Below are 24,929 nucleotides of genomic sequence, written 5' to 3'. Positions count from 1 at the left end.
CCTCGTCGTCCTCGCGCACGCCGAGGCGGTCGAACACCGCCTCCCAGGCCGTCAGCGCGGTGAGCGGCAGCGAGGCCGCCTCGGCGAAGCCGCACGTGCGCGGCTTGCGTCCCACGAGCCGGGCCTCGACCGCCTGGTAGCGCTGGTCGCTGCCCGGGCGCCCGACGCTCCCCGCATAGAAGACCTCGTCGCCCACCGCGTGGCCGACCGGGCCGGCCGGCCCGTCGGGACCGACGGCCACGACGGTCCCCGCGGCGTCGTACCCGAGCACCCGGAAGCCGTCCGGGTCCGCGTTCGCGCGCTGCTTCACGTCGACCGGGTTCACGGAGACGGCCTCGACGGCCACCACCACCTCCCCGGCCCCGGCTCGGGGACCGGGAGGACCCGTTCGACGAACGCTGCCGGGTCCGAGACCGGCCGGTTCGCCGTGTAGCCGAGGGCGACGTTCGCGTGCAGGCCCGACGCGGGCAGGGTGGCGCTCACCCGTCCAGCATCCCCCGACGGCGCGGCCACGCGACCCGGCGCGACCGGCGGCCGACGCGTGTCGATCCGGGCCGCGCCCGTTCGACCTGGGGATGAGAGGGTTGGCACGCAGCCCTCCACGACCCAGGGAGTGCACCACCATGGCCAAGTACATGCTGATCATGCGATCGGACGACGACGCTCTGGAGAAGTTCCAGGGCATCGGCTTCGACGAGATCCTCGACGGGATCGGCCGGTTCAACGACGAGCTCGTCCGCGCGGGCGTCCTGCTCGCGGCCGAGGGCCTCGACGACGCCGGCCAGGGCGTCGTCGTCGACTTCACGGGCGAGGAGCCCGTGGTCACCGACGGCCCCTACGGCGAGACCAAGGAGCTCTTCGGGGGTACTACATCCTCGACGTGCCTACGAAGGACGACGCCGTCGCCTGGGCCCGGCGGATGCCGTTCACCGACGGCACGAAGATCGAGGTCCGCCGCGTGACGCAGATCGACGAGTTCCCCCAGGACAACGAGTGGATCCGCAAGGAGCGCGCCTGGCGCGAGTCGACCGGGCAGCTGTGACCGAGGGCCCCGACCGGGCCGGGCGCGTCGTCGAGGCGGTCTGGCGGACCCAGTCCGCGCGCATCGTCGGCGCGCTCGCCCGGTACACGGGCGACCTCGCCCTGGCCGAGGACGTGGCCCAGGAGGCCGTGGCCGAGGCACTCGTGACCTGGGGCACGGCGGGCGTGCCCGGGGAGCCCGCGGGCTGGCTGCTCACGGTCGGCCGACGGCGCGCGATCGACGCGTTCCGGCGCCGGGCGGCCCGCGACGCCCGGTACGCCGCGCTCGCGCGCGAGCTCGACGACGCCGTCCCCGGACCCGACGTACTGTTCGACCCCGACGCCGTCGACGACGACGTCCTCGCGCTGATGTTCACGGCGTGCCACCCCGTGCTGTCCCCCGAGGCGCGCGTCGCGCTGACCCTGCGCGTCGTCGCAGGCTTGACGAGCGAGGAGATCGCCGCCGCCTTCCTCGTCCCCGTCCCCACGGTGCAGGCACGGATCACCCGCGCCAAGAAGACGCTCGCCGCGGCCCGCGTGCCGTTCGCGGTGCCCGACCCGGACGAGCGCGCCGCGAGGCTCGGCTCGGTGCTCAGCGTGGTCTACGTGATCTTCACCGAGGGCTCGTCGGCGACCGGCGGCGACGCCTGGATCCGCGCCGACCTCGCATCGGAGGCGGTGCGGCTCGCGCGGTCGCTCGCACGTCTCGTCCCGGAGCCCGAGCCGCTCGGCCTCCTCGCGCTGCTCGAGCTCACCGCCGCCCGCTTCCCCGCCCGGCTCGACGACGTCGGCCGTCCCGTGCTCCTCGAGGACCAGGACCGCCGGCGGTGGGACCGCGACGCGATCCGCCGCGGCAGGGCCGCGCTCGCCGCCGCCAGCGCGGCCGGACGCGGCCTCGGCCCGTACGGGCTCCAGGCGTCGATCGCCGAGTGTCACGCGGTCGCGCCGTCGGTCCCCGAGACGGACTGGGACCGGATCGTGCTGCTGTACGAGGCGCTCGGCCGGGTCGCGCCGTCGCCCGTGGTGGCGCTGAACCGGGCGGTCGCGGTCGCCATGGCGAGCGGCCCCGAGGCCGGCTTGCGGATCGTCGACGACCTCGCTGCCGCGGGAGCGCTGACCCGCTCCCACCTGCTGCCCGCCGTGCGGGGAGCTGCTCGCGCGGCTCGGCCGGCGCGCGGAGGCGCGGGGCGCCTACCTCGACGCCGCGGAGCGGTGCGGCAACGCGGCCGAGCGCGCCGTGCTGGAGGCCAAGGCCGCGCGGCTCGAGCACGCGTGACCGGGCTTCAGCCGAACGACTCCGCGCCCACGACCGCGAGCAGCCGCAGCTTCTCCTCGGCCTCGCTGCGCGGCTCGGCCGTCAGGACGAGCAGCGCCTGCGACTGGTCCTCGGTGAACAGCGCCTGGCAGTCGAGCTCGATCGGCCCCACCTCGGGGTGCACGATCACCTTGTGGTCGGCGAAGCGCTGGGCCACCTCCTGCCGGTCCCACAGCTCCGCGAACTCCGGGCTGCGCCGCTTCAGCTCGCGCACCATGCGGCCCGCCCGCGACGACCGGCCCATGCTCCCGTACGCCGCGCGCAGCGAGGCGACGAGCGCGCGCGACTGGCGCGGGCGGTCGTCGGCGGGGTAGACGAGCCGTGCCGTGTCCGTGGTGAACCAGCGGTAGATCTCGCTGCGCTCCAGGTCGCCCGTGCGCACCGGCTCCCCGTACAGCGCTGTCGCGAGCCGGTTCTGGACGAGCGTCTCCCCCAGGTTCGACAGGATCAGCGCGGGCGTGTCCGCGAGGCGGTCGAGCACGCGCAGGAGGGCGGGCGCGACGTGCTCGCCGCCCCGCAGGCGGTCGGGCGCGTCGTGGCCCGCGACGCGGTACAGGTAGTCGCGCTCGTCGGGCGTGAGGCGCAGCGCCCGCGCGAGCGACGCCAGCATCGGCGTGCTGGGCTGCGGGCCGCGCTGCTGCTCGAGCCGCGTGTAGTAGTCCGTCGACATGGTCGCGAGCTGCGCGACCTCCTCGCGCCGCAGCCCCGGTGCCCGACGGCGCAGCCCGGGCAGGAGACCCACGTCGGCCGGCTGCAGGCGCTCGCGGCGGCTGCGGAGGAACGCGGCGAGGGCGGCACGGTCGGGTCGGTCCATGTCCCCAGCATGGCGGGTGCCGCGGGGCCGAACCAGGGATCCGCGATCCCCCGCTCGACGGGCCCTGGTAGCCGCGCGCGGACCGGCCCAGGCTCGGAGCATGCAGATCACCGGAAACACCGTCTTCATCCCCGGCGCGACGAGCGGCATCGGCCTCGCCCTCGCGCTCCGCCTCCAGGCTGCGGGCAACACCGTGGTCGTGGGCGGGCGTCGCGCCGACCTCCTCGAGCGGATCGCCGCCGAGCACCCGGGCCTCGACACCGTCCAGGTCGACACCACCGACCCGGAGAGCGTCCAGGCCGCCGCCAAGCAGGTCCTCGCGAACCACCCGGACCTGAACGCGCTCGTGGCGATGGCCGGCATCATGCGCGTCGAGGACTGGCGCACACCCGCGGGCTTCCTCGACTCCGCCGAGGCGACCGTGACCACCAACGTCCTCGGGCCGGTCCGGCTGATCGCGGCGTTCGTCGAGCACCTGCAGACGCGGCCGGACGCGACGATCATGACCGTCTCGTCGGGGCTCGCGTTCGCGCCGCTCGCCGCGACGCCCAGCTACAACGCGTCCAAGGCCGCGATCCACATGCTCAGCGAGTCGCTCCGCCTCCAGCTCGCGGGCACGAGCGTGCGGGTCGTCGAGCTCGAGCCGCCGTCGGTCCGCACCGACCTGATGCCCGGCCAGGCGGAGAGCGAGTTCGCGATGCCGCTCGACGCGTTCGTCGACGAGGTGATGGAGCTCCTCGAGACGCAGCCCGACGCCACCGAGATCCAGGTCGAGAACGTGAAGTTCCTGCGCTACGGCGAGGCCCGCGGCGACTACGCGGACGTCGTCGCGACCCTCAACCGCCTGGACCCGCGCGGGCACTGACGCACGCCCGCCGAGACCGGTCAGGATTCGAGAAGCCGTGCCCGCGGCCCGCCGCCTAGCGTGGGACTCGTTCCCACGACCTCACGACGGAAGGACCGGCCATGGCCACCACGACGAAGACCACGAGCGGCTTCAGCGCCGCCGAGCGCGACGCGATGAAGGAGCGGGCCAAGGAGCTCAAGGCGTCGAACGACCGTGCCGAGGGCGAGGCCGCGGTCGCCGAGAAGATCGCCGGGCTGCCGGAGCCGGACCGCGCGCTCGCCCAGCGCATCCACGACATCGTCACCGAGGCCGCGCCCACGCTCGTCCCCCGCACCTACTACGGCATGCCCGCGTACGCGAAGGACGGCAAGGTGCTGTGCTTCTTCAAGCCGTCGTCGAAGTTCAAGATGCGCTACTCGACCTTCGGGTTCAACGACGTCGCGCAGCTCGACGACGGCAGCATGTGGGCCACCGAGTACGCGCTCACGGAGCTCACCGACGACGACGCGAAGCGGATCGCGGAGCTCGTCCGGCGCGCGGTCGGCTGACCCGGGAGCAGGTGCTCGCCCACCGCCGGGCTCATGAGCCGGGGCGCTCCTGCACGACGTTCAGGACCGTGCCGTCCGGGGCGCGCACGAAGAACCGGCTCACGCCCCACGCCTCGGTCGTCAGCGGGTGGACGATCTCGTAGCCACGCTCCCGGGCCTCGCGGAACGCGGCGTCGACGTCGTCGACCATGACCGAGACGAGCGGGTCCTCCGCCGCGGTCGCGTCACCGGTCAGCAGCTGCACGACCGCACCCGTGCTCGACGACGTACGCCGGGTCACCCAGCCGAGGTCGAACTCCTCGACGTCGAGGCCGAGGTAGTCCGCGTAGAAGCCGCGAGCGGCGTCGAGGTCGGGGACGCGGACGTCGGGGATGATCCTCGTGACCTTCATGCTGACGCACCTCCGTCGCGGGCCGCTCCACCCATGCTGCCAGGAAGGCGCACGCCGCGGGCGTCCCCTGAGTGTGTCCCCGTCCCGGACAGGCCTCGGCCGCCCCGGCCCGGTGGGGGCGAGACGGCCGGAGCAGGGCGACCGGCGCAGGGCGCGCCGCGCAGGTGTCACCCCTTGACGCCGGTGAGCGTCACCCCTTCGACGAACGCTCGCTGTGCGAAGAAGAAGAGCACCACGACCGGGACCATGACGAGCATCGTGAGCGCCATGGTCGTGGACCAGTCGACCGAGTGCGCGCCCTTGAACGTGGCCATGCCGAGCGCCACGGGCCAGTGGTCCGGGTCGGCCTCCGAGGTGTAGAGCAGCGGCCCGTAGTAGTCGTTCCACGAGTGGAAGAACAAGAACATCGCGGTCGCCGCGATGCCCGGCTTCGCCATCGGCAGGACGACCTTCCAGATCACCCGGAGCTCGCCGGCCCCGTCGATCCTGGCGGCCTCGGTGTACTCGTTCGGGATCGTGAGGAAGAACTGGCGCAGCAGGAAGATCGAGAACGCGTCCCCGAGCAGGTTCGGCAGGATCAGAGGCCACAGCGTGCCCGTCAGGTCCAGCTTCGTCCACATCACGTACTGCGGGATCGAGACCACCTGCGGCGGAAGCAGCATCGCGACGATGATCGCCGTGAACAGCAGGCCCGACCCGCGGAACTCGATCTTCGCGAGCGCGTAGGCGGCCGGGACCGACGAGACGAGCATGAACGCCGTGGCCAGCACCGCGTAGAGGGCGGAGTTGCCGAACCACGCGGCCAGGGGCGCGACCTGGAACACGTGCGCGTAGTTGCTCCACGCCCAGTGGTCGGGCCACAGGCTCGAGGTGAGCGCCTGGTCGTTGTTCATGACCGAGGTGAGGAAGACGAACACCACCGGCGCCACGAAGAGCACCGCGAGTGCCACGAGGACCACGTGCTCGGCGACCCAGAGGAGCACGGGCTGGCGCCGCCGGTGGGACGCGGGAGGCTGCGGGGTCCCGGCGGCGCCGGGGCCGACCGCGACGTCGAGGGTGGCGCCGAGCTGGGTCATGATCCGCTCCCGGTGAAGGACTTGGTGCGCCGCAGGAGGAAGACCACGAACGCGGCGGCGACGACGAAGAGGACGACGGCGAGCGCCGACGCGTAGCCCAGCGCGTAGTTGCTGAATCCCTCGACGTAGAGCCACTGGGGATACGTCAGCGTCGAGCCCTCGGGATAGCCGAGGCCCGACCCGGTGCCCTCCCCGACCAGCGCTTTGCCGGACGCGACGCCCGCTGCGACGGCCGCCTCGGTGAAGTACTGCAGCGCCGCGATGACCCCGGTGACGACCGAGAAGACGATCACCGGCCGCAGGTTCGGGACGGTGATGTACCAGGCCTTCTGGTAGCCCTTGGCGCCGTCGATCGACGCGGCCTCGTACTGGTCCCGCGGCACGTCGAGCAGCGCCGCGAGGATGATGATCATGACGTCGCCCATCATCCAGATCGCGAGCAGCAGCAGCGACGGCTTGGCCCAGTGCGGGTCGTTGAACCAGAGCGGCCCCTCGATCCCGAACACCTTGAGCACCCGGTTCACGGGGCCGAGTCCGGGGTTGAACAGGTACACGAACGCGAGCACCGAGGCGACCGGCGGTACGAGGGCCGGCAGGTAGAAGACCGTCCGGAAGACGCCGGTGGAGCGGCGTGGGCGCGTGAGCAGCGCCGCGACCGCGGCCGCGCACAGGATCCGGATCGGCACCATGAAGACGACGAACCAGAGGGTGTTGCGGGCGGCCTGGACGACGTTCGGGTCCTGCGTGAACAGGTACTTGTAGTTGGCCAGGCCGACCCAGCGCGGCGACGACACGAGGTCGTAGTGGGTGAACGAGTAGAACACCGTCGCGATCAGCGGGTAGACGAAGAAGATCAGCAGGCCGAGCAGCGCCGGGGTGACGAGCAGCAGCGCGACCCGCTGACGGTGCCGGCGCAGGCCGGAGCGACGGCGCGGTGCCGGCGCCCCGACCGGGGTGCGGGGCACCCCGGCCGGGCGGGTGTCGGACAGGGCGGTCATGGATGCTCCGAGCCCGTCAGGGGACCGAGTTGAGGGACGCGGCCGCGTTGATCTGGTCGTCGACCTTCTTCAGCTGGGCGTCGAGGTCGCTCGTGCCCGGTTGCGACTGGTACTTCTGCCACCAGTCACCGAAGGCCAGCTGGTACCCCGCGCCGTTCGGGCTGGGCGGCGTCGTGAGGCTGTGCGGGTCCTGCGCGATCTTCAGGAACGTCTCGAAGTGCGGGTCCCGCACGAGGTCCGGGAGTCGTAGGCCGACGTGATCGTCGGCACGTTCTGGAGGCCGTTGGCCAGCTTGACGACGGCGTCGGTGTCGACCGTGAGGTACTTGAGGAGCGCCCAGGCGAGCTCGGGGTTCTTGGAGCCCTTCGCGATGCCGCCGATGTTCCCCGTGAGGTACCCGCCGCCGTACAGGTCGGTGTGGTCCGACCCGGTCGGGAACGGAGCGGTGCCGTAGTCGACCTTCGGCGCCTGGTCCTTCATGAACGCGACGCGCCACTCACCGTCGAGGTTCATCGCGACGCGGCCGATCTCGAAGTCGTTCTGCGCGGAGAACTCGTCAGCGCTCGCGGCGGTGAACTTCTTGAGCTTGTCGGTGCCGATCTTCTCGGCGAACGCCTTCTGCCATTCGATCAGCTCCTTCCAGCCGGGGTCGGAGCCGACGAGGGACTTGCCGTCCTCGTCCAGCCACTTCGCGCCCGTGGCCGGGGCGAGGTGCGCGGGCGCCATCTCCTGGTAGCCCATCCACGGGTTGAAGCCGAGGGTCTTGATCGAGCCGTCGGCGTTGTAGGTGGTGAGCTTGAGCGCGTCGGCCTCGAGCTCGTCGAGGGTCTTGGGCGGCGTGGTGATCCCGGCCTTCGCGAGCAGCGACTTGTTGTAGTAGAGCCCGTACGCGTCGGCCAGCACCGGCATCGCGCACCGGGTCCCGTCGAACTCGGTGTAGCTGCGCACGGTCGGCAGCAGCTGGTCCAGGTCGACCTTGTCGCGCTGGAGGTACTGGGCGAGGTCCTGGAACGCACCGGACTGGCAGAAGTTGCCGACGATGTCCGTCGAGTAGGAGACCGCCACGTCGACGTCGTTGCCGGCCGCGATCGCCTTGCGGAGCTTCTCGTCGTCCTGGCCGGAGTGGACGACGACCTTGACGTCCGGGTTGGCCTTCTCGAAGTCGTCGACGACTCCCTGGATGACCTTGGCCTCACGGTCGGAGAAGAAGTGCCACAGGCTCACGGTGCCCGCCAGGTGGCTCGGTGCGGCCGAGGCGATCGGGGTCTGGGCGCCGCCGTCCCCGCCGCTGCCGCACCCGGAGAGTGCGAGCGCGGCGGCTCCCGCGACGACGGCGACCGCCGCGGCACGCGTACGGGCTCGAAGGGTGATTCTCACGGCTTCCTCCATGACGACGTCGTCCTTATGGACAGGATTCCTGACAGTGTGCACCCGGAAGTCTTCCGTGCCAAGACCAGGGATGTTACGAACTGGAGTCGATCGGGTCACGACCGCACGTGTCCTGTGGCACAGTAGGAGCCACACGCACAGACAGGACTCCTGCTAGCATCCGGGAGTCCTCCGCCTCCAACCCCTGCACGCGAGAGCGAGACGAGCGATGTCCGGAACGACCGGTCCCGCCCTGGTGGGAGCCCTCAACGACCGCCGGGTCGTCGAGCTCATGCTCGAGCACGGTCCGCTGACACGGGCACGGATCGGCACTCTCACCGGGCTCTCCAAGCAGACTGCCGCCCAAGCCGTTCAGCGCCTCGAGGGCAAGGGCCTCATCGGTTCCGTCGCACGGGTATCCACCAGCCGCGGGCCCGACGCCGCCGCATACGACGTCGTCGACACCGGGCACGTGGGCGTCGCGGTCGCGGCGGACCAGGACTCGATAACCGCGACCGTCGTCGACGTCAAGGGCCGCGAGCACGGCGCCGTCCGGCGCGCCCGCGACCCCGCTCCGGGATCGGCGAGGTCGCCGAGATCGTCTCCGAGTCGTGCCGGGCGGGCCACGTCGACCGCGCCGACCTCCGACTCGCCGTCGTCGGCGTGTCCGCGTCCGTCGACCCCGTCACCGACGCGCTGCGCTTCGCCGACGACTTCCCCGCTGGCCTTCCCACGGCGTCCGGACCGCGCTCGCCAACGCGCTCGGCTGCGAGGCGCAGCTCGACAACGACGTGAAGCTCGCCGCGGTCGCGGAGCGCGTGCACGGCGCGGGGCAGGGCACGCCCGGCTTCGTCGAGCTCTGGATGGGGCCTGGCGTCGGCCTCGCCGTCGACCTGGGGGGCGTCGTCGTGCAGGGAATCGCGGGCGCGGCCGGCGAGATCGGGTACCTGCCCGTCCCCGCGGACGTCCAGCTCACCGACCCGGTCGACCCGCCGACGATCCACCACCTCCTCAGCGTCGAGGCGGTGCTCGACCTCGCGCTCCGGGAGGCGGTCCCCGGCGCCGACCCGGACGACGCGGCAGCCACGCTCGACGCGATCGCCACCCACGACGAGACGCTCAACCGGGTCGCCCGGCGCATCGCGCTCTCGGTGGCGCCCGTGCTCGCAACCCTCGACCCCGGCCTGCTCGTGCTCGCCGGCCCGCCCGCCGGCGCCGGGGGCGACCGGCTCGCCGGGCTCGTCGCGCACTGGCTGTCCGCGTCGACGCCCTGGCACACGCGGGTCGCGGCGAGCCAGGTCGACGACGCCGTCCTGCGGGGGCGCGCGACGTGCTCGGCCGCGGGCTGCGCGACCGCCTGCTCGACGCCGCGGGGCAGATCGACTGAACCCCGAGCGGCACGTGGGACGGATCGCTCCCCTCGCCGCTCGACGACAACCGAGGACGACAGGACGAAGAGATGAAACTTGCGGTGGTAGGCGGCGGGTCGACGTACACGCCGGAGCTCGTGGACGGCTTCGGGCGGCTGCGCGACCAGCTCCCGATCGACGAGCTCGCGCTCGTGGACGTCGAGGAGCGACGGCTCGCGCTCGTCGGCGGGATGGCGCAGCGGATGTTCGCGCGGGTCGACCACCCGGGCAAGGTCACGCTGCACCGGGACGTCGCGGCCGGCGTCGCCGACGCGGACGTCGTGCTCCTCCAGCTCCGCGTGGGCGGTCAGGACGCCCGGCAGGGCGACGAGACCTTCCCGCACGAGGCCGGCGTGCTCGGCCAGGAGACCACCGGTCCGGGCGGCTTCGCCAAGGCCCTGCGCACCGTGCCGGTCGTCCTGGAGGTGGCCGAGCAGATCCGGCGTCATGCGAAGCCGGACGCCTGGATCGTCGACTTCACCAACCCCGTCGGCATCGTGACGCGCGCGCTGCTCGAAGCCGGGCACCGCGCCGTCGGGCTGTGCAACGTCGCGATCGGCTTCCAGCGCCGGTTCGCGAGGCTGCTCGATGTCGACCACCGCGACGTCCGGCTCGACCACGTCGGCCTCAACCACCTCACATGGGAGCTGGGGGTCCGCGTCGGAGAGCGCGAGGTCCTGGGCGACCTGCTCACCACGCACCTCGGCGCGCTCGCGTCCGAGGTCGAGCTCCCGGCGGAGCTGCTCACGATGCTGCGGTCCGTGCCCAGCTACTACCTGCGCTACTACTACGCGCACGACGAGGTGCTGCGCGAGCAGCTGCGTTCGGCCACGCGCGCCGAGGCGGTCCGCGAGGTCGAGCACAAGCTGCTCGAGCTGTACGCCGACCCGCACGTCGACACCAAGCCCGAGCTGCTCGAGAAGCGCGGCGGCGCGTACTACTCGGAGGCCGCGGTCGACCTCATCGCGTCACTCCTGTCCGACGCGCGCGACGTGCAGGTCGTGAACCTCCGCAACGACGGCTCCCTGCCGTTCCTGCCCGACGACCACGTCATCGAGGTCCCGGCGACCATCACCGCGGACGGCCCCGTCGCGATCGAGCTCCCGGCCCTCTCCCCGATCTCGCGGGCCTCGTCTCGCACGTCGCGGGCTACGAGCGACTCGCGCTCGACGCCGCCGTCCACGGCGGCCGCGACCGGGTGCTGCACGCCCTGCTCGCCCATCCGCTCGTCGGGCAGTGGGACGGCGCCGAGCAGCTCACCGACCTCCTCCTCGCCGGGAACAGGGAGCACCTCGCGTGGGCACGATGACGGCCGACGGCGCGCCCCGGGTGCACGCGGGTGACCCCCGCGCGCAGGTCGTGATCGCCCTCGACGGCGGGGGTCCAAGACCGACGCCGTGGCTGTCGACCTCGAGGGCACGGTCCTCGCGTTCGCGCGCGGCGGCGCGTCCAACGCCCAGACCCGGGGACTTGCCACAGCGGTCGGGGTCGTCGACGCGCTCGTGTCGCAGGTGCGCGCCGAGGCAGGGCTGCCCGTGGCCGCCGTCGGCGCCTACCTCGCGGGGCTCGACCTCCCGCAGGAGATCACGACGTTCCGCGCGGCCGTCGCCGACCTGGCGTGGGCGCGCGAGGCGCCCGTGCGCCTCGACAACGACATGTTCGCCCTGCTCCGTACGGGCACCGACGCCCCCGACGCCGTCGCCGTCGTGTGCGGCACGGGTATCAACTGCGTGGGCGTCCGGGCCGACGGGCGCGACGCCCGGTTCCCCGCGCTCGGCCCGATCTCGGGCGACTGGGGCGGCGGCTCGGGCATCGCGCAGGAGGCCCTCTGGTACGCGGCACGGGCCGAGGACGGGCGCGGCGACCCGACGGCGTTCACGACCCTCATCCCCCGGTACTTCGGGGAGCACGACCTCACCGCCGTCGTCGAGGGGCTGCACTTCGGCCGGATCGCGCATGACGACCTCACCGGCCTCGCGCCGGTCGTCCTCGCCGCAGCCCGCGACGGCGACCCGGTGGCGCGGTCCATCGTCGACCGCCTCGGCGACGAGATCGGGCTCCTCGCTCGGGTCGCGCTCGACCGGCTCGATCTGCACGACGCCCGCGTCCCGGTCGTCCTGGGCGGTGGCGTGCTCGCGGCCGAGGACCCCGGCCTGCTCGCGCGCGTGCACGACGCCCTGACGCCTACGTTCCCGCGCGCCGAGCTGCGGCCCACGCGGGAACGGCCGATCGTCGGCGCGGCCGCCCTCACGCTCGCCGACGCCGGCGCGGACCCCGGCGCGGTCGCCCGCGCCCGGGCCCGGGTCGCCGCGGTCGCGAGCACACCCGTGGGGGACGCGCCGGTCCGCTGACCGGGTCGGGGCCGGGCGCCTGCGCGCGCCTCAGCGCACGCGCTCGACGCGCCGCTCGTCCCAGACCGGCTCGTCGGACTCCCGCACCACGCCGTCCGCCCCGAAGACGAGGAACCGGTCGAAGGACTTCGCGAACCAGCGGTCGTGCGTGACGGCGACGACCGTCCCGTCGAACGCCTCGAGCCCCTCCTGGAGCGCGTCCGCGGACTCGAGGTCGAGGTTGTCGGTCGGCTCGTCGAGCAGCAGCGCGGTGCAGCCGCTGAGCTCGAGGAGCAGGATCTGGAACCGCGCCTGCTGACCGCCCGAGAGCTTCTCGAACGGGCGGTCCGCGGCGACGATCAGCTCGTACCGCCCGAGGACCGGCATGGCGCGGCCCTTGTCGTGGGCGTGGTCCTCCCACAGGATCTCGAGCAGCGTGCGGCCGACGAGCTCGGGGTGCGCGTGGGTCTGCGCGAACGAGCCCGGCACCACGCGGGCGCCCAGCCGCCACGACCCGCTGTGCGCGACGTCACCGCCGCCCAGCAGCCGCAGGAAGTGGGACTTGCCCGACCCGTTGGAGCCGAGCACCGCGACCCGTTCGCCGTAGAAGACCTCGAGGTCGAACGGCTGCATCAGGCCGGTGAGCTCGAGCCCTCGCACGTGATCGCCCGCACGCCCGTCCGGCCGCCGCGCAGGCGCATCGTGATGTCCTGCTCGCGCGGCGGCTCGGGCGGCGGGCCCGCCTCCTCGAACTTCCGCAGCCGCGTCTGCGCGGCACGGTAGCGCGACGCCATGTCCGGGCTGTTCGCGGCGGCCTGGCGCAGGTCCCGCACGAGGCGCACGAGCTGCGCGTGCTTCTCCTCCCAGCGTCGACGCAGCTCCTCGAACCGCGCGAACCGCTGGCGGCGGGCGGCGTGGAACGTCGCGAACGAGCCGCCGTGCACCCACGCGTCCGCGCCGCCCGGCCCCGGCTCGAGCGCCACGACCCGGTCCGCGACCCGGGCCAGCAGCTCGCGGTCGTGGCTCACGAACAGCACGGTCTTGCGGGTGCCCCGGAGCGCGTCCTCGAGCCAGCGCTTGCCGGGGACGTCGAGGTAGTTGTCCGGCTCGTCGAGGAGCAGCACCTCGTCCGGGCCGCGGAGCAGCGCCTCGAGCACCAGCCGCTTCTGCTCACCACCGGACAGCGTCCGGACCTCCCGCCACTGCGCGCGCTCGTACGGGACGCCGAGCGCCGCCGTCGTGCACTCGTCCCACAGGGTCTCCGCCTCGTAGCCCCGGGCATCGGCCCAGTCCGCGAGCGCCTGCGCGTACGCCATCTGGGCGGCCTCGTCGTCGACCTCTATGACCGCGAGCTCGGCCCGGTCCACGGCCCGCGCCGCGTCGCGGACGCGGTCCGGTGCGACCGACACGAGCAGGTCGCGGACCGTGGTCTCGTCCCGCACGGAGCCCACGAACTGAGGCATCACACCGAGCCCGCCGCTCCGCGTGACCGTGCCCGACGACGGCGCGAGCTCCCCGTGAGCAGCCGCAGGAGGGTGGTCTTCCCGGCGCCGTTGGGGCCCACGAGAGCCGTCGCGCTGCCGTCGCCGACACGGAACGACACGTCGTCGAGAAGGATCCGGCCGTCGGGCAGCACGTACTCGACGTGCCCGACCTCGAGGTGGCCCACGGTGGTTCCTTTCGGCAGAGCTGACGGCCAAGGATCGCACGACGCGGCGGGTCGGGTCGCCCGGATTTCCGCCGCCGCGGACTCGCCGCGGGAGCGGGCGCGTCGTCAGTCCTCGCGTCGAGGCCTCGCCGAACGGAGGCTCTTGGTCGCCGAGCGCTGCTTCTTGGCGGCCAGGCGTCGCTCCTGGGAGCCGCGGGTCGGGCGCGTGGGGCGCCGGCTCCTCGCCGGGGCGGCGAGCGCGGCGGCGACGAGGGCGACGAGCCGCCGGGCCGCGGCGTCCCGGTTGCGGAGCTGCTCGCGGTGCTCGGAGGCGACCACGGTCAGGACGCCGTCGACGAGCCGCGCACCGAGCCGCGTCTCGAGCCGGTCCCGCTGCGCCTGAGTCAGGACGGCGGACCGGCCGACGTCCCAGGACAGCTCGACGCGCGAGTCCGTGGTGTTCACGCCCTGCCCGCCCGGTCCCGACGAGCGCGAGAACCGTTCGGTCAGCTCGGCCCGCGGGATGGTGAGCGCGGGGCTCACCGGAAGACCGGGGCGGGCACGAGCGGGCATCGTCCCATCGTGCCGCATGCGGGTGCACCGGCCCACCAAGACACCGGCCCACCAAGACGACGAGAGCCCGGCCGTTCGGCCGGGCTCTCGTGCATTTCTCTCGGTGGAGCTGAGGGGACTCGAACCCCTGACCCCCTGCATGCCATGCAGGTGCGCTACCAGCTGCGCCACAGCCCCGAGACGTCCCGCCTGACGTTTCCGTCCTGCGGAGCGTCGTCAGTCTAGGCGGAACTCGGGGCGGAAATCCAATCCGCGTCGTCGCCCAGGTCGGCCGGTCCGGCGTTCCACTCGTCGAGCGGGTAGTCCGGCCCCGCGTTGTGCGTCACGAGGCGCCAGTCGGGGGTCGCGCCGGCTGCCGCACGGCTCAGCTGGGACCAGTGCACGTTGTTGAGACCGGCGATCCCCCGCCAGTACGACGCGTCCTGCCCGAGCAGCTTCGCGATCGCGAGCGAGATGGCGGCGCCGTGTGAGACCACGGCGAGCGTCTGCCCGGCGTCGAGGTCGTCCGCGTAGCCGCGGATCGCCTCGACCATGCGGTCCGCCACGGTGGCCTTGCTCTCGGCACCGATCCCGACGGGCTCCTCGCCGCGACGCCAGGCCCCGTACTGCTCGGGCCAGCCGTCGACGAGCTCGTCCTGGGTCAGCCCCTCCCACTGCCCGAACCCGCGTTCGCGGAGCCGTGGGTCGAGCACGACGCGAACGCCCGCGGCGTCGGCGTACGCCTGGGCGGTCTGCGCGGCGCGCTTGAGGTCCGACGCCACGACGAGCGCGGCCTGGTGCCGACGGAAGAGCGTCTGGGCGCCGCGCCGGGCCTGCCAGCGCCCGACGTCGTCGAGCGCGACGTCCGCGTGGCCCTGCAGGCGTCCGGTGGCGTTCCACTCGGTCCGGCCGTGCCGGACGAGGACGAGGGTGCGCGCGCTCACCGGCGCGTCACTCGGCGGCCGTGGCCGCGACGACGTCCGCGGGCAGCTCGACCAGGGGGCAGTCCTTCCACAGCCGCTCGAGCGCGTAGTACACGCGGTCCTCGGCGTGCTGCACGTGCACGACGACGTCGCCGAAGTCGATCAGGACCCAGCGCCCCTCCCCTTGCCCTCGCGGCGCAGCGGCTTGGCGCCGAGCTTGTGCAGGGCCTCCTCGACGGCGTCGACGATGGCCCCGACCTGCCGCTCGTTCGTCCCGGACGCGATGAGGAACACGTCCGTGAGGACGAGCTGCTCGCTCACGTCGAGGGCGATGATCTCCTCGGCCTTGAGGTCGGCGGCAGCGCGGGCTGCGGCGACGGTGAGCTCGACGGCACGGGCGGATGCGGTCACAGGGATCCCTCGGGGTCGTGGCGCACGGTGTCGTGCGGGGTGGTGTGCAGGACGGTGACGGCCGAGGCGGCGGCGCCGGGCGCCGTCGACGACGGCTTCCCGATGAGCTGCCAGATCAGCAGGCCGAGCACGAACGCGACCACGACGAGGATGAGGTAGTGCAGCCACGTGTAGGCGTGGCGGGGCTCCTCGATCTCGTCGTCGTCGTAGTCGTCGACGTCCTCGCCGAACGCGGACGTGGCGCCGGGCACGGGGGCGGGAGCGCCGCTCGTGGGCGCGAACGCCATCGCCGAGGCCTGCTGCTCGGCGCCGACCGCGCCCCACGGGGCGACGACCGTCGCCGCCGGGTCGTAGCCCGCGGACGGGTCGGGCGTGTCGGACGGGCCCGGGACCGTGGCCGGGAAGGCTTGCGGTGCGGCGTCCGCCGCCCAGGCGGACTCCGCCGCCCAGGCGGGAGCAGCCGGCGTCGGGGCGGCCGGGCCCGCGGGCGTCGCACCGCTCGTCGACGCCCAGGGCGCCGCGGCCGGCCCACCGGTGGTCGCGCCGAACGCGGGTGCGGGCGCCGGGCCACCGCTCGTCGGACCGAACGCCGGAGAGGCGGGAACCGGAGCGGCGGGAGCCACGGGGGCGGCCGACGGCCCGGGCCGCATCGAGGTCCGCGTCGGAGCGGCGGACGGCTGCGCCGACGGGGGCGTCGTGGGCGGTGCGGCCGTCGGAGCCACGGGCTGCACCGGCATGAGGCGGCCCGTCGCGTCGACGGCACGCGTGCTCGCCACGCCCGCGGGCGGGCGGACCACGGGGGCGGGCTGGCCGCCGTCTCGCATGGAACGCCGGGCGGGCGGCGCCGCGGGAGCGGGCGGTGGCGAACCGGCGGCGGGACCCCACGGCGCGCTCACGCCGGACGCCTGGTAGCCGGCGCCCGGCGCCGGGTAGGACGTCGGTGCCGGGCTCGGCGCGGGGGCGGCAGGCGCGGCCGCCGGACGCGCCGGCGGGGCGGGGCGAGGCGTCGGCGGCGACTGCTGCGCGGCTCGCTCACGAGCGAGCCGCTCGAGCGTGGCGCGGCGTTCCGCGGCACGCTGCTGCTCCTCGCGGGCCGCCGCGAGCGCCTGCTCGCGCTCCCGGAGCTCCCGGCGCGTCAGCGGCGCGCCACCCGGCATGGATCCACCCTGATCGCTCATGCGTGAGGACCTTCGTACAGACCGTATTTGTTGATGTACTGGACGACGCCGTCGGGCACCAGGTACCAGACGGGCAGACCGGACGCGGCGCGCTCGCGCACGCCGGTCGAGGAGATGGCGAGGGCAGGGACCTCGAGCATGGTCACCCGGTCGGCGGGGAGGCCCTCGAGCGACAGCTGGTGACCGGGGCGCGTCACCGCCACGAAGTGAGCGAGCTCGAAGAGCTGCTCGGCGTCCTTCCAGCGCACGATCTGCTCGATCGCGTCGGCGCCGGTGATGAAGAAGAGCTCGGCCGCCGGGCGCTGTGCCTTGAGGTCGCGCAGGGTGTCGATCGTGTAGGTCAGGCCACCCCGGTCGACGTCGACCCGGCTCACGGTGAACCGGGGTTCGACGCGGTCGCGACGACCGTCATGAGATAGCGGTGCTCGGCGGCGGTGACGCGCTGGTGCTGCTTGAAGGTCGGCTGCCCCGTGGGGACGAACACGACCTCGTCGAGCGCGAACCGCGCGGCGACCTCGCTGGCCGCCACGAGGTGCCCGTGGTGGATGGGGTCGAACGTCCCGCCCATGACGCCCAGGCGCACGGGCGCGTCGCTCATCGGTACCACGGGTGACATGCCTGCAGCGGCGTCCAAGAGTGCACTCGCACCCTGTGCCTCAGCGCCTCTCAGTGACGCGTGCCGACGCTGCGGAACGCGAACGTCACCGCGAGGAGGGCGACCAGCACCGCCAGGGCCGTCCCGCCGTAGACGTACGGGGAGACCGGGAGCTCGTTGACGACCTTCTCAGCGACCAGAACAGCTGCGGACACGAGTCCTCCTACGCTCTCGCGACGCCGCCGCGTCGCGCCTGACAGTTTGTCGCCCACCACCGACCCGGAGGCCACGGACTGGCGGGCGGCACAAGTGTCTCACGTCCGCTGGGTCGGGCGACCCACTGGTTCCCGCGGCCGCGTCAGGGGCGCACGTGGCCGTCGCCGTGGACGACCCACTTGGTCGTCGTGAGCTCCGCGAGCCCCATCGGGCCGCGCGCGTGCAGCTTCTGGGTCGAGATCCCGATCTCGGCGCCGAGGCCGAGCTGGCCGCCGTCGGTGAACCGCGTCGAGGCGTTGACCATGATCGCGGCGGAGTCGAGCTCGGCGACGAACCGCTCGGACGCCTGCAGGTCCCGCGTCACGATCGCCTCGGTGTGCCCCGACGTCCACGTCCGGATGTGCTCGATGGCCGCGTCGAGGTCCGGCACGACGCGCACCGCGATCTCGAGCGCGAGGTACTCGGTCGCCCAGTCCCGGTCGGTCGCAGCCAGCACGTCGACGCCTTCGGGCGCGAGCCGAGCCGTCTCGTCGTCCCCGTGCACGACGACGCCCGCACCGGCGAGCGCGGCGAGCGCGGCGGGGAGGAACGTGGGCGCGGCGTCCGCGTGGACGAGCAGGGTCTCGGCGGCGTTGCAGACCCCGACGCGCTGCGTCTTGGAGTTGAGCAGGATCTCCAGGGCCATCGCCTCGTCCGCGCCCGCGTCGACGTACACGTGGCAGTTGCCCACGCCGGTCTCGATCACGGGCACCGTCGACTCGCGGACCACCGTCTGGATGAGGTCCGCCCCGCCGCGGGGCACGAGCACGTCCACGAGCCCGCGCGCGTGCATGAGCGCGACCCCGCCCGGACGGCCGTGCTCGTCGACGGACTGGACGAGGTCGGCCGGCAGCCCGACGCCCTCGAGCGCCCGCCCGAGCACGCCCACGATCACGCGGTTGGACTCGGCCGCGGCGGACCCTCCGCGCAGCACGACGGCGTTGCCGCTCTTGAGCGCGAGACCCGCGGCGTCGACGGTCACGTTGGGCCGCGCCTCGTAGATCATCCCGACGACGCCCATGGGCACGCGCACCTGGCGCAGCCGCAGCCCGTTGGGCAGGGTCTGGCCACGCACGACCTCGCCCACCGGGTCGGGGAGCCCCGCGAGCTCGCGCAGCGCGTCGGCGATGCCGACGATGCGTTCGGGCGTGAGCGCGAGCCGGTCCAGCAGCCCGTCGGGGAGCCCGTTCGCCCGGCCGCGATCGAGGTCGAGCGCGTTGGCCGCGACGATCTCGTCGGTGGCCCCGACGAGCGCGTCGGCGAGAGCCTCGAGGGCCGCGTCCTTGGCCGCGCGCGTCGCGGTCGCGAGCGCCCGCGACGCGACCTTGGCGCGTCGCGCGACGCCCCGCACGGCCTCCTCGACGTCGACCGCGGGCGCGCCGCCCGGCGCGGGGGCCGGAGTCGTCGTCGTGCCGGGGGTCGGGGCGTCGTGGGCGAGCGTCGTCATGGGTCCAGCCTACGGGCGGGAGACGACGTCCGGGGAGGCCGGTGTCAGCACGCGAGACGCGGGTGCCGCATCCTCGGGGCGCCAGCCCAGCGCGGGGGCGATCGCGGTCGCGACGTCCGTGAGGATCTGCTCGTAGTCGTCGCGCTCGAGCTCGTAGGGCAGCTCGAGGCGCAGCTCGCCTGCCTCGCGCAGCGCGACGTCCGCGGCGAGCGCCTCGAGGATCTGCTCGGACGTGCCGACGAGGTCGCGGGCGAACAGCGTCCGACGCTCGCCCTGCGGGCCGAGCGTGCGCGCCCGCCGGCTCTCCTCGTACGCGAGGTACCGCCGACGGGTCGCGCGGTCGGCGCCGTCGAGCGGGAGGACGACGCGCCCGAGCGCGACGCGGGGCGTCCGGCCGCCCACGAACTGCTCGCGGTAGCGCCGCACGTTGAGGCGCTGCTGGGTCGCGAAGTCGTCGCTGTCCTCGCCCGCGACGATGTTCCCGCTCAGCAGGTTGAGGCCGGTACGCGCGGCCCACGCGGTCGAGCGCCACGACCCGGCCCCGTACCAGAGCCGGTCCACGATGCCGTCGGCCCGCGGCTGGAGCCGCGGACGCTGGACGTTGCCGGGCGAGCGCACGACCGTGTCCTCGTCCCCCAGGTACTCCGAGCGCAGGTTCTCCGCGAGCCGTTCGATCCGGGCGTGGGAGAAGTCCTGGCCGGACCAGTCGCCGTCGAACACCCGCTCGCCGATGAGCTCGACGTGGGGCGGCGTGCCCGCCGAGAGCCCCACCTGGAGCCGCCGGCCGGACAGCACGTCCGCGGTCGCGACGTCCTCGGCGAGCCGCCACGGGCTCTCGTACCCGACGGGGATGACGGCGGTCCCCAGCTCGACGCGGGTCGTACGCTGCGACGCCGCGGCGAGGAACACCACGGCCGACGACACCCCGTGCTCGAGGTGCCGCTGGCGCACCCACGCGCCGCCGTAGCCGAGCCGCTCCCCCGCCTCGAACACCTGGAGCGTGTGCTCGAGGCCCGTGGCCGGGTCGTCGTCGGGGAAGTTGCCGGGAGTGAGGAAGGCGAGGCGCGTGATGCGGGGGAGGTCGGTGGTCACGCCGCGCAGTCGAGCCGCGACCGGGGCTCCGCGTCAACGCGCGCGGCGTTCGTCTCGCGCTCCGGACGGTTGTGACGCCGTCAGGCGCGGCCGTACCGCAGCAGCGCGACACCACCCTCGAACGTCCGGGCCTCGAGGAGCCGGAGGGCCGGGATCCGTGTCCCCTCGGGGAACAGGCGCCGGCCGCGTCCCTGGACGACCGGGTAGACGAAGAACCGGTACTCGTCGACGAGGTCGGCGGCCACGAGCGCATGGCACAGCGTGATGCTGCCGGTCACCACGACGTCCTGTCCCGGCGCCTGTAGGAGGGCCCGGACCTGCTCGACAGGGTCGCCGTCGAGCACGGTCGTGTGCTCCCAGGCGGGCTCGGAGAGGGTCGACGAGACGACGTACTTCGCGACCTCGTCGAGGTAGGCGCCGATGCCGGTCGGGTCGTCGTCACGGTGGCGCCAGTAGCCCCGGAAGTCCTCGAACGTCCGGCGGCCGACGACCATCGCGTCGGCCGTCTCGTCCTGGCGCAGCAGCTCCGCGAGCAGATCGGACTGGTCCGCCTGGGCGGTGGGCTCGAACCAGTCGTCGAGCATCTCGACGGCGCCGTCGAGGGTGAGGTTCTGGGTGATCACGAGCGAGCGCACGCTGGGTCTCCGGTCGGTCGGGGAAGCTGTCACCCGGGTAGGCCGTCGTGGTGCGCCGGAGTCATCGCCGCGGCGCGCCCGGGACTCAGGAGGCGGCGCGCCGCCCGCGCACGAGCACCAGGTCGTCGCGGTGGACGAGCTCCCGGTCGTACCCCTCGCCCAGGTCGGCGCGCAGGTCGTGCGTCGAGCGGCCCAGGAGCTGCGGCAGCTCGGACGCGTCGAACGCGACGATCCCCCGCGCGACGACGCGCTCGTCCTCGGTCACGAGGTCGACGACGTCGCCCGTGTCGAACTCGCCCTCGACGCGCACCACGCCCGCGGGCAGCAGCGACGCCCGGCCGCCCTGGACGGCGCGGACGGCACCGGCGTCGAGCACGAGGCGCCCCTGGGAGCGCGCGGCGTACCCGATCCAGAGCCGGCGCCGGCTCGAGCGCTTGCCGAGGATCGCGAAGAACGTCCCGACGTCCTCGCCCGCGAGCGCGTCGGCGACCTGGTCGGAGCGCGCGAGCACCACGGCGACCCCCGACGCCGACGCGATCCGCGCGGCGTCCAGCTTGGTGATCATCCCGCCCGTCCCGACGGACGAGCCCCGCCCCGTGACCTCGACGCCGTCCAGGTCGTCGGGCGAGCGCACCTCGCGGATGCGCTGCGCCCCGGGCTGGCTGGGCGGCGCGTCGTAGAGGCCGTCGACGTCGGTCAGCAGGACCATCGCGTCGGCGCGCACCAGGTGCGAGACGAGCGCGGCGAGGCGGTCGTTGTCGCCGAACCGGATCTCGTGGGTCGCGACGGTGTCGTTCTCGTTGACGATGGGCACGATGCCGAGGTCGAGCAGCGTCTCGAGCGTGCGCTGGGCGTTGCGGTAGTGCCCGCGCCGGACGGTGTCCTCGACGGTCAGCAACACCTGGCCGACGCGCAGGTCGTGCGCTCCGAACGCCTGGGTGTACCGCGCGACGAGCAGACCCTGCCCCACGCTCGCCGCGGCCTGGGCGGTCGCGAGGTCCTTGGGGCGCCCCGACAGCCCGAGGGCCCGACGCCGGCCGCGATCGCGCCCGACGTCACGAGGACCACCTGGGTGCCGTCGGCGCGGCGCGCGGCGAGCACCTCGACGAGCCGGTGCAGCGCGTCGACGTCGAGCAGACCGTCGGCGCCCGTGAGGGACGACGAGCCGATCTTCACGACGACGCGGCGCGCCCCCGCGACGTCGGCGCGCGAACCCGTGCCCACCACGGGCGCGACGGTCGCCGTCATGCCCGGTCGTCCCCGGCGTCGTCGGACGCGGCGCGGGCCTCGTCGGCCGGGTCGGACCAGTGACCGGAGGACCGCTCGGTCCACAGCTCCTCGCGCGCGGCCGCCTTGGCGTCCATGCGCTCGTGGAACTCGGCGCGCTTCTCCTTGCGCGACGGCCGCAGGCGGTCGTCGAGACGCAGGTCGGTCCCGCGCGGGCCGCCGAGCAGCTCGGAGCCGGTGAGCAGCGTGGGCTCCCAGTCGAAGACGACGGCGCCGTTGCCGGACCCGATCCGCACCTCGTCGCCGGCGACGGCACCCGTCGCGAAGAGCTTCTCCTCGACGCCGAGCCGCGCGAGGCGGTCCGCGAGGTAGCCGACGGCCTCGTCGTTCGAGAAGTCGGTCTGGCGCACCCAGCGCTCGGGCTTGGCGCCGAGCACCTCGAAGTAGACGCCGTCGGCGTCCTGACGGCGGGTGACGGTGAAGCCCTTCTCGTCGACCGCGTGGGGTCGCAGCACGATCCGGGCAGGCTCGGGCGCGGGTGCCTCGGCACGCGCCTGGTCGACGATCTCCGCGAGGGCGAACGTCAGAGGGCGCAGGCCCTCGTGGCTCGCGGTCGAGATCTCGAACACGCGCAGCCCACGCGCCTCGAGCTCCGGGCGGACGAAGTCCGCGAGCTCGCGGGCCTCGGGCACGTCGATCTTGTTGAGCACGACGACGCGCGGACGCTCCATGAGCGGGACGCGCCCCCGGCGACCCCGGCTTCCTCGTCCAGGTCCCCCGCGTAGGCGGCGAGCTCGCTCTCGATGACGTCGAGGTCGCTGATCGGGTCGCGGCCCGGCTCGAGCGTCGCGCAATCGAGCACGTGCACGATGACGGCGCAGCGCTCGATGTGCCGCAGGAACTCCAGGCCGAGACCCTTGCCCTCGCTCGCGCCGGGGATGAGCCCGGGGACGTCGGCGACGGTGAACCGCGCCTGCCCGGCCTGCACGACGCCGAGGTTCGGCACGAGCGTGGTGAAGGGGTAGTCCGCGATCTTGGGGCGGGCCGCGGAGATCGCGGCGACGAGGCTCGACTTGCCGGCGCTCGGGTAGCCGACGAGCGCGACGTCGGCGATGGTCTTGAGCTCGAGGACGACGTCCCGCTCGTCGCCCGGCTCACCGAGGAGCGCGAAGCCGGGCGCCTTGCGCCGCTGGCTCGCGAGCGCCGCGTTGCCGAGCCCGCCACGGCCGCCCTCGGCCACCATGAACTCCGCACCGGCGCCCACGAGGTCCGCGAGGATCTCGCCGTCGGTCGAGGTCACGACCGTGCCGTCGGGGACGCCGAGGACGAGGTCGGCGCCGGTCGCGCCCGCACGGTGGTCGCCCATCCCCTGGGTGCCCGACGGCGCGTGCCGGTGCGGCCCGTGGTGGTACTCGAGCAGGGTGGTGGTCTGCGGGTCGACGCGGAGGATCACGGACCCGCCGTTGCCACCGTTGCCCCCGTCGGGGCCGGCGAGCGGCTTGAACTTCTCCCGGCGGATGGACGCGCAACCGTTGCCGCCGTCACCGCCGTGAGCGTGGAGCACCACGCGATCGACGAACGTCGCCATGGGAAGAGTCCTCTCGAGCAGGGGGAAGAAACGAACCGAGGGGCGCACCGCCGAAACGGTGCGCCCCTCGGGTCAAGCCGGCTGGTCGGCCCGATCAGGCCTCGGCCGGGACGATGTCGATGACCTTGCGGTCACGGCGCGTACCGAACTGGACGGCGCCCGCGGTCAGCGCGAACAGCGTGTCGTCGCCGCCACGGCCGACGTTGTTGCCGGGGTGGAAGTGCGTGCCGCGCTGGCGCACGATGATCTCGCCCGCCTTGACCTGCTCGCCGCCGAAGCGCTTGACGCCGAGGCGCTGCGCGTTGGAGTCACGACCGTTGCGCGAGGAGCTCGCGCCCTTCTTGTGTGCCATGTCTGATGACCTGCTCTCGTGCCGAGGGAGAAGTGGGAGGAGTGAGGCCCCGTCGCGGTGCGACGGGAGTGACTCACTTGATGCCGGTGACCTTGAGGCGGGTCAGCTGCTGACGGTGACCCTGGCGACGGCGGTAGCCGGTCTTGTTCTTGTACCGGAGGATCGCGATCTTCGGACCCTTCTCGTCCCGAACGACCTCGGCGGTGACCTTGACCTTCGCGAGCTTCGCCGCGTCGGTGGTGACCTTCTCCCCGTCGACGAGCAGGAGCGCGGGCAGCTCGACCGAGTCGCCGACCCCTGCGGACAGACGGTCCACGACGACGACGTCGCCGACCGCGACCTTCTCCTGGCGGCCGCCAGCCTTCACGATCGCGTACACCACGTTGCTGCTCATCTCTACTCGTCTGGGCGTGCTCGTCATGGTCGATCGTCTTGGAGACTGCGACACGCCGCGGCGTGCGAGTGCGACCGCCCCATGGGCACACGGGACCAGCGCGTATGACACGCGCCGACGTTCAAGGGTACGGGGCGGGGCTGTCCCGGGTCAAACCGCCCGACGGCGGGGATGCGCCGCGAAGCGCCCGCCGTCACTCGAGCACGAACGAGACCTCGAGCACGACCTGCCAGGAGACGATACGCCCGTCCTCGACCTTGACCTTCTGGTCCTTGACCCACGCCCCCGACACGTTCCGCAGCGTCTGCGCGGCCCGCTCGACCCCGATCCTCACGGCGTCGTCGAAGCTCGTGTCCGAGCGTGCCGAGATGTGCGTGATGCGTGCGACCGACGTGCTCATGGTGACCTCCTCGTCGAACCGTCCGGAGCTTCCAGCGTGCGCCGCCCGATCAGGCCGCGCACGCCGGCGCTACGGTCGGACCATGAGGTCACGGTCCGGCCGGCCCGTCGGGGCCG

21 protein-coding genes, 1 tRNA gene and 11 pseudogenes are annotated in these 24,929 nt (G+C 73.6%); 9 read left to right on the top strand and 24 right to left on the bottom strand.

Translation table 11 applies throughout. The features are described from left to right. Window positions 1-124 precede the first annotated feature (124 nt). Both QQK45_RS23340 and QQK45_RS15390 read right to left on the bottom strand, forming a co-directional pair. Window positions 125-310 (bottom strand): annotated as a pseudogene (locus tag QQK45_RS23340) (zinc-binding alcohol dehydrogenase family protein); the annotation flags it as partial. An 11-nt stretch (window positions 311-321) separates the two neighbouring features. Beyond that, complete coding sequence (locus QQK45_RS15390; RefSeq protein WP_284294036.1) at window positions 322-483, bottom strand: hypothetical protein; 162 nt, start codon at window positions 481-483, stop codon at window positions 322-324. 140 nt (window positions 484-623) lie between these two features. Here QQK45_RS15390 and QQK45_RS15385 point away from each other — a divergent pair. Continuing rightward, window positions 624-1,042 (top strand): annotated as a pseudogene (locus tag QQK45_RS15385) (YciI family protein). Then, window positions 1,039-2,296 (top strand): annotated as a pseudogene (locus QQK45_RS15380) (RNA polymerase sigma factor). The pseudogenes QQK45_RS15385 and QQK45_RS15380 overlap by 4 nt, the downstream one beginning before the upstream one ends. 7 nt (window positions 2,297-2,303) lie before the next feature. Here the strand turns inward: QQK45_RS15380 and QQK45_RS15375 are convergent. Next, window positions 2,304-3,149 (bottom strand): helix-turn-helix transcriptional regulator, encoded by an 846-nt coding sequence (locus QQK45_RS15375; protein ID WP_284294035.1) that lies wholly within the window; start codon window positions 3,147-3,149, stop codon window positions 2,304-2,306. A gap of 100 nt (window positions 3,150-3,249) precedes the next feature. Here QQK45_RS15375 and QQK45_RS15370 point away from each other — a divergent pair, with 100 nt between their 5' ends. Further along, window positions 3,250-4,014 (top strand): SDR family oxidoreductase, encoded by a 765-nt coding sequence (locus QQK45_RS15370; protein ID WP_284294034.1) that lies wholly within the window; start codon window positions 3,250-3,252, stop codon window positions 4,012-4,014. 101 nt (window positions 4,015-4,115) lie between these two features. Further along, on the top strand, window positions 4,116-4,544 hold the full coding sequence (locus tag QQK45_RS15365) for an iron chaperone (RefSeq protein WP_284294033.1): 429 nt from the start codon (window positions 4,116-4,118) through the stop codon (window positions 4,542-4,544). A gap of 31 nt (window positions 4,545-4,575) precedes the next feature. Here QQK45_RS15365 and QQK45_RS15360 read toward each other — a convergent pair whose 3' ends face one another. From QQK45_RS15360 to QQK45_RS15340, 5 genes are all read right to left on the bottom strand, one after another. Beyond that, window positions 4,576-4,935, bottom strand: a complete 360-nt coding sequence (locus QQK45_RS15360) for a glyoxalase superfamily protein (protein WP_284294032.1) — start codon at window positions 4,933-4,935, stop codon at window positions 4,576-4,578. Window positions 4,936-5,102: 167 nt separating this feature from the next. Continuing rightward, window positions 5,103-6,011 (bottom strand): carbohydrate ABC transporter permease, encoded by a 909-nt coding sequence (locus tag QQK45_RS15355; protein WP_284294031.1) that lies wholly within the window; start codon window positions 6,009-6,011, stop codon window positions 5,103-5,105. Beyond that, window positions 6,008-7,009 (bottom strand): carbohydrate ABC transporter permease, encoded by a 1,002-nt coding sequence (locus tag QQK45_RS15350; protein ID WP_284294030.1) that lies wholly within the window; start codon window positions 7,007-7,009, stop codon window positions 6,008-6,010. Before QQK45_RS15350 ends, QQK45_RS15355 begins: the two co-directional genes overlap by 4 nt. 16 nt (window positions 7,010-7,025) lie before the next feature. Beyond that, on the bottom strand, window positions 7,026-7,241 hold the full coding sequence (locus QQK45_RS15345) for a hypothetical protein (protein ID WP_284294029.1): 216 nt from the start codon (window positions 7,239-7,241) through the stop codon (window positions 7,026-7,028). Beyond that, a complete protein-coding gene (locus tag QQK45_RS15340; protein ID WP_284294028.1) occupies window positions 7,211-8,386 on the bottom strand; it encodes an extracellular solute-binding protein in 1,176 nt (391 codons plus the stop codon). Before QQK45_RS15340 ends, QQK45_RS15345 begins: the two co-directional genes overlap by 31 nt. A gap of 220 nt (window positions 8,387-8,606) precedes the next feature. Between QQK45_RS15340 and QQK45_RS23335 the strand changes: the two are divergent. From QQK45_RS23335 to QQK45_RS15320, 5 genes and pseudogenes are all read left to right on the top strand, one after another. After that, window positions 8,607-8,765 (top strand): annotated as a pseudogene (locus tag QQK45_RS23335) (winged helix-turn-helix transcriptional regulator); the annotation flags it as partial. A 223-nt stretch (window positions 8,766-8,988) separates the two neighbouring features. Beyond that, a complete protein-coding gene (locus tag QQK45_RS15335; protein ID WP_284294027.1) occupies window positions 8,989-9,840 on the top strand; it encodes an ROK family protein in 852 nt (283 codons plus the stop codon). Further along, window positions 9,837-10,856: pseudogene (locus QQK45_RS15330) on the top strand (family 4 glycosyl hydrolase); the annotation flags it as partial. The gene QQK45_RS15335 and the pseudogene QQK45_RS15330, both read left to right, overlap by 4 nt. Window positions 10,857-10,963: 107 nt before the next feature. Continuing rightward, a pseudogene (locus tag QQK45_RS15325) lies at window positions 10,964-11,095 on the top strand (6-phospho-beta-glucosidase); the annotation flags it as partial. An 88-nt stretch (window positions 11,096-11,183) separates the two neighbouring features. Beyond that, on the top strand, window positions 11,184-12,137 hold the full coding sequence (locus tag QQK45_RS15320; RefSeq protein WP_284294026.1) for an N-acetylglucosamine kinase: 954 nt from the start codon (window positions 11,184-11,186) through the stop codon (window positions 12,135-12,137). 30 nt (window positions 12,138-12,167) lie between these two features. Here QQK45_RS15320 and QQK45_RS15315 read toward each other — a convergent pair. From QQK45_RS15315 to QQK45_RS15240, 16 genes and pseudogenes are all read right to left on the bottom strand, one after another. Further along, window positions 12,168-13,785, bottom strand: a pseudogene (locus QQK45_RS15315) (ABC-F family ATP-binding cassette domain-containing protein). A 105-nt stretch (window positions 13,786-13,890) separates the two neighbouring features. Then, window positions 13,891-14,337 carry an alternative ribosome rescue aminoacyl-tRNA hydrolase ArfB gene (gene arfB, locus QQK45_RS15310; RefSeq protein WP_284294025.1) on the bottom strand — a complete coding sequence of 149 codons (447 nt, stop codon included), beginning with the start codon at window positions 14,335-14,337 and terminating at the stop codon, window positions 13,891-13,893. Window positions 14,338-14,441: 104 nt separating this feature from the next. Beyond that, window positions 14,442-14,514 (bottom strand) — tRNA-Ala (locus QQK45_RS15305). 44 nt (window positions 14,515-14,558) lie between these two features. Further along, a complete protein-coding gene (locus QQK45_RS15300) occupies window positions 14,559-15,260 on the bottom strand; it encodes a histidine phosphatase family protein (RefSeq protein WP_284294024.1) in 702 nt (233 codons plus the stop codon). A gap of 7 nt (window positions 15,261-15,267) precedes the next feature. Next, window positions 15,268-15,650 (bottom strand): annotated as a pseudogene (gene rsfS / locus QQK45_RS23600) (ribosome silencing factor). Beyond that, window positions 15,647-16,828: a hypothetical protein gene (locus QQK45_RS15290; protein WP_284294023.1), complete on the bottom strand. Its 1,182-nt coding sequence runs from the start codon at window positions 16,826-16,828 to the stop codon at window positions 15,647-15,649. The pseudogene rsfS and the gene QQK45_RS15290 overlap by 4 nt, the downstream one beginning before the upstream one ends. After that, window positions 16,825-17,396 (bottom strand): annotated as a pseudogene (gene nadD, locus QQK45_RS15285) (nicotinate-nucleotide adenylyltransferase). The gene QQK45_RS15290 and the pseudogene nadD overlap by 4 nt, the downstream one beginning before the upstream one ends. Before the next feature lie 98 nt (window positions 17,397-17,494). Then, on the bottom strand, window positions 17,495-17,638 hold the full coding sequence (locus QQK45_RS15280) for a hypothetical protein (RefSeq protein WP_284294022.1): 144 nt from the start codon (window positions 17,636-17,638) through the stop codon (window positions 17,495-17,497). Between the two features lie 143 nt (window positions 17,639-17,781). Further along, a complete protein-coding gene (locus QQK45_RS15275; protein WP_284294021.1) occupies window positions 17,782-19,125 on the bottom strand; it encodes a glutamate-5-semialdehyde dehydrogenase in 1,344 nt (447 codons plus the stop codon). Between the two features lie 9 nt (window positions 19,126-19,134). Then, window positions 19,135-20,217 carry an LLM class flavin-dependent oxidoreductase gene (locus QQK45_RS15270; protein WP_284294020.1) on the bottom strand — a complete coding sequence of 361 codons (1,083 nt, stop codon included), beginning with the start codon at window positions 20,215-20,217 and terminating at the stop codon, window positions 19,135-19,137. An 80-nt stretch (window positions 20,218-20,297) separates the two neighbouring features. Beyond that, on the bottom strand, window positions 20,298-20,852 hold the full coding sequence (locus tag QQK45_RS15265) for a dihydrofolate reductase family protein (protein WP_284294019.1): 555 nt from the start codon (window positions 20,850-20,852) through the stop codon (window positions 20,298-20,300). Window positions 20,853-20,937: 85 nt separating this feature from the next. Further along, window positions 20,938-22,100, bottom strand: a pseudogene (proB, locus tag QQK45_RS15260) (glutamate 5-kinase). Beyond that, window positions 22,097-23,667 (bottom strand): annotated as a pseudogene (gene obgE, locus QQK45_RS15255) (GTPase ObgE). Before obgE ends, proB begins: the two co-directional pseudogenes overlap by 4 nt. Before the next feature lie 94 nt (window positions 23,668-23,761). Beyond that, window positions 23,762-24,019, bottom strand: a complete 258-nt coding sequence (gene rpmA, locus QQK45_RS15250) for a 50S ribosomal protein L27 (protein WP_036949482.1) — start codon at window positions 24,017-24,019, stop codon at window positions 23,762-23,764. Between the two features lie 73 nt (window positions 24,020-24,092). Next, window positions 24,093-24,401, bottom strand: coding sequence for a 50S ribosomal protein L21 (gene rplU, locus QQK45_RS15245; RefSeq protein WP_227994653.1), 309 nt, complete (start codon window positions 24,399-24,401; stop codon window positions 24,093-24,095). Window positions 24,402-24,606: 205 nt separating this feature from the next. Then, window positions 24,607-24,813, bottom strand: a complete 207-nt coding sequence (locus tag QQK45_RS15240; RefSeq protein ID WP_284294018.1) for a dodecin family protein — start codon at window positions 24,811-24,813, stop codon at window positions 24,607-24,609. Window positions 24,814-24,929: the final 116 nt, after the last annotated feature.

The sequence above is a fragment of the Luteimicrobium album genome, from assembly GCF_030161555.1.
Taxonomy (GTDB): Bacteria; Actinomycetota; Actinomycetes; order Actinomycetales; family Cellulomonadaceae; genus Luteimicrobium; species Luteimicrobium album.
This window is presented reverse-complemented; position numbering and strand designations above follow the sequence as displayed.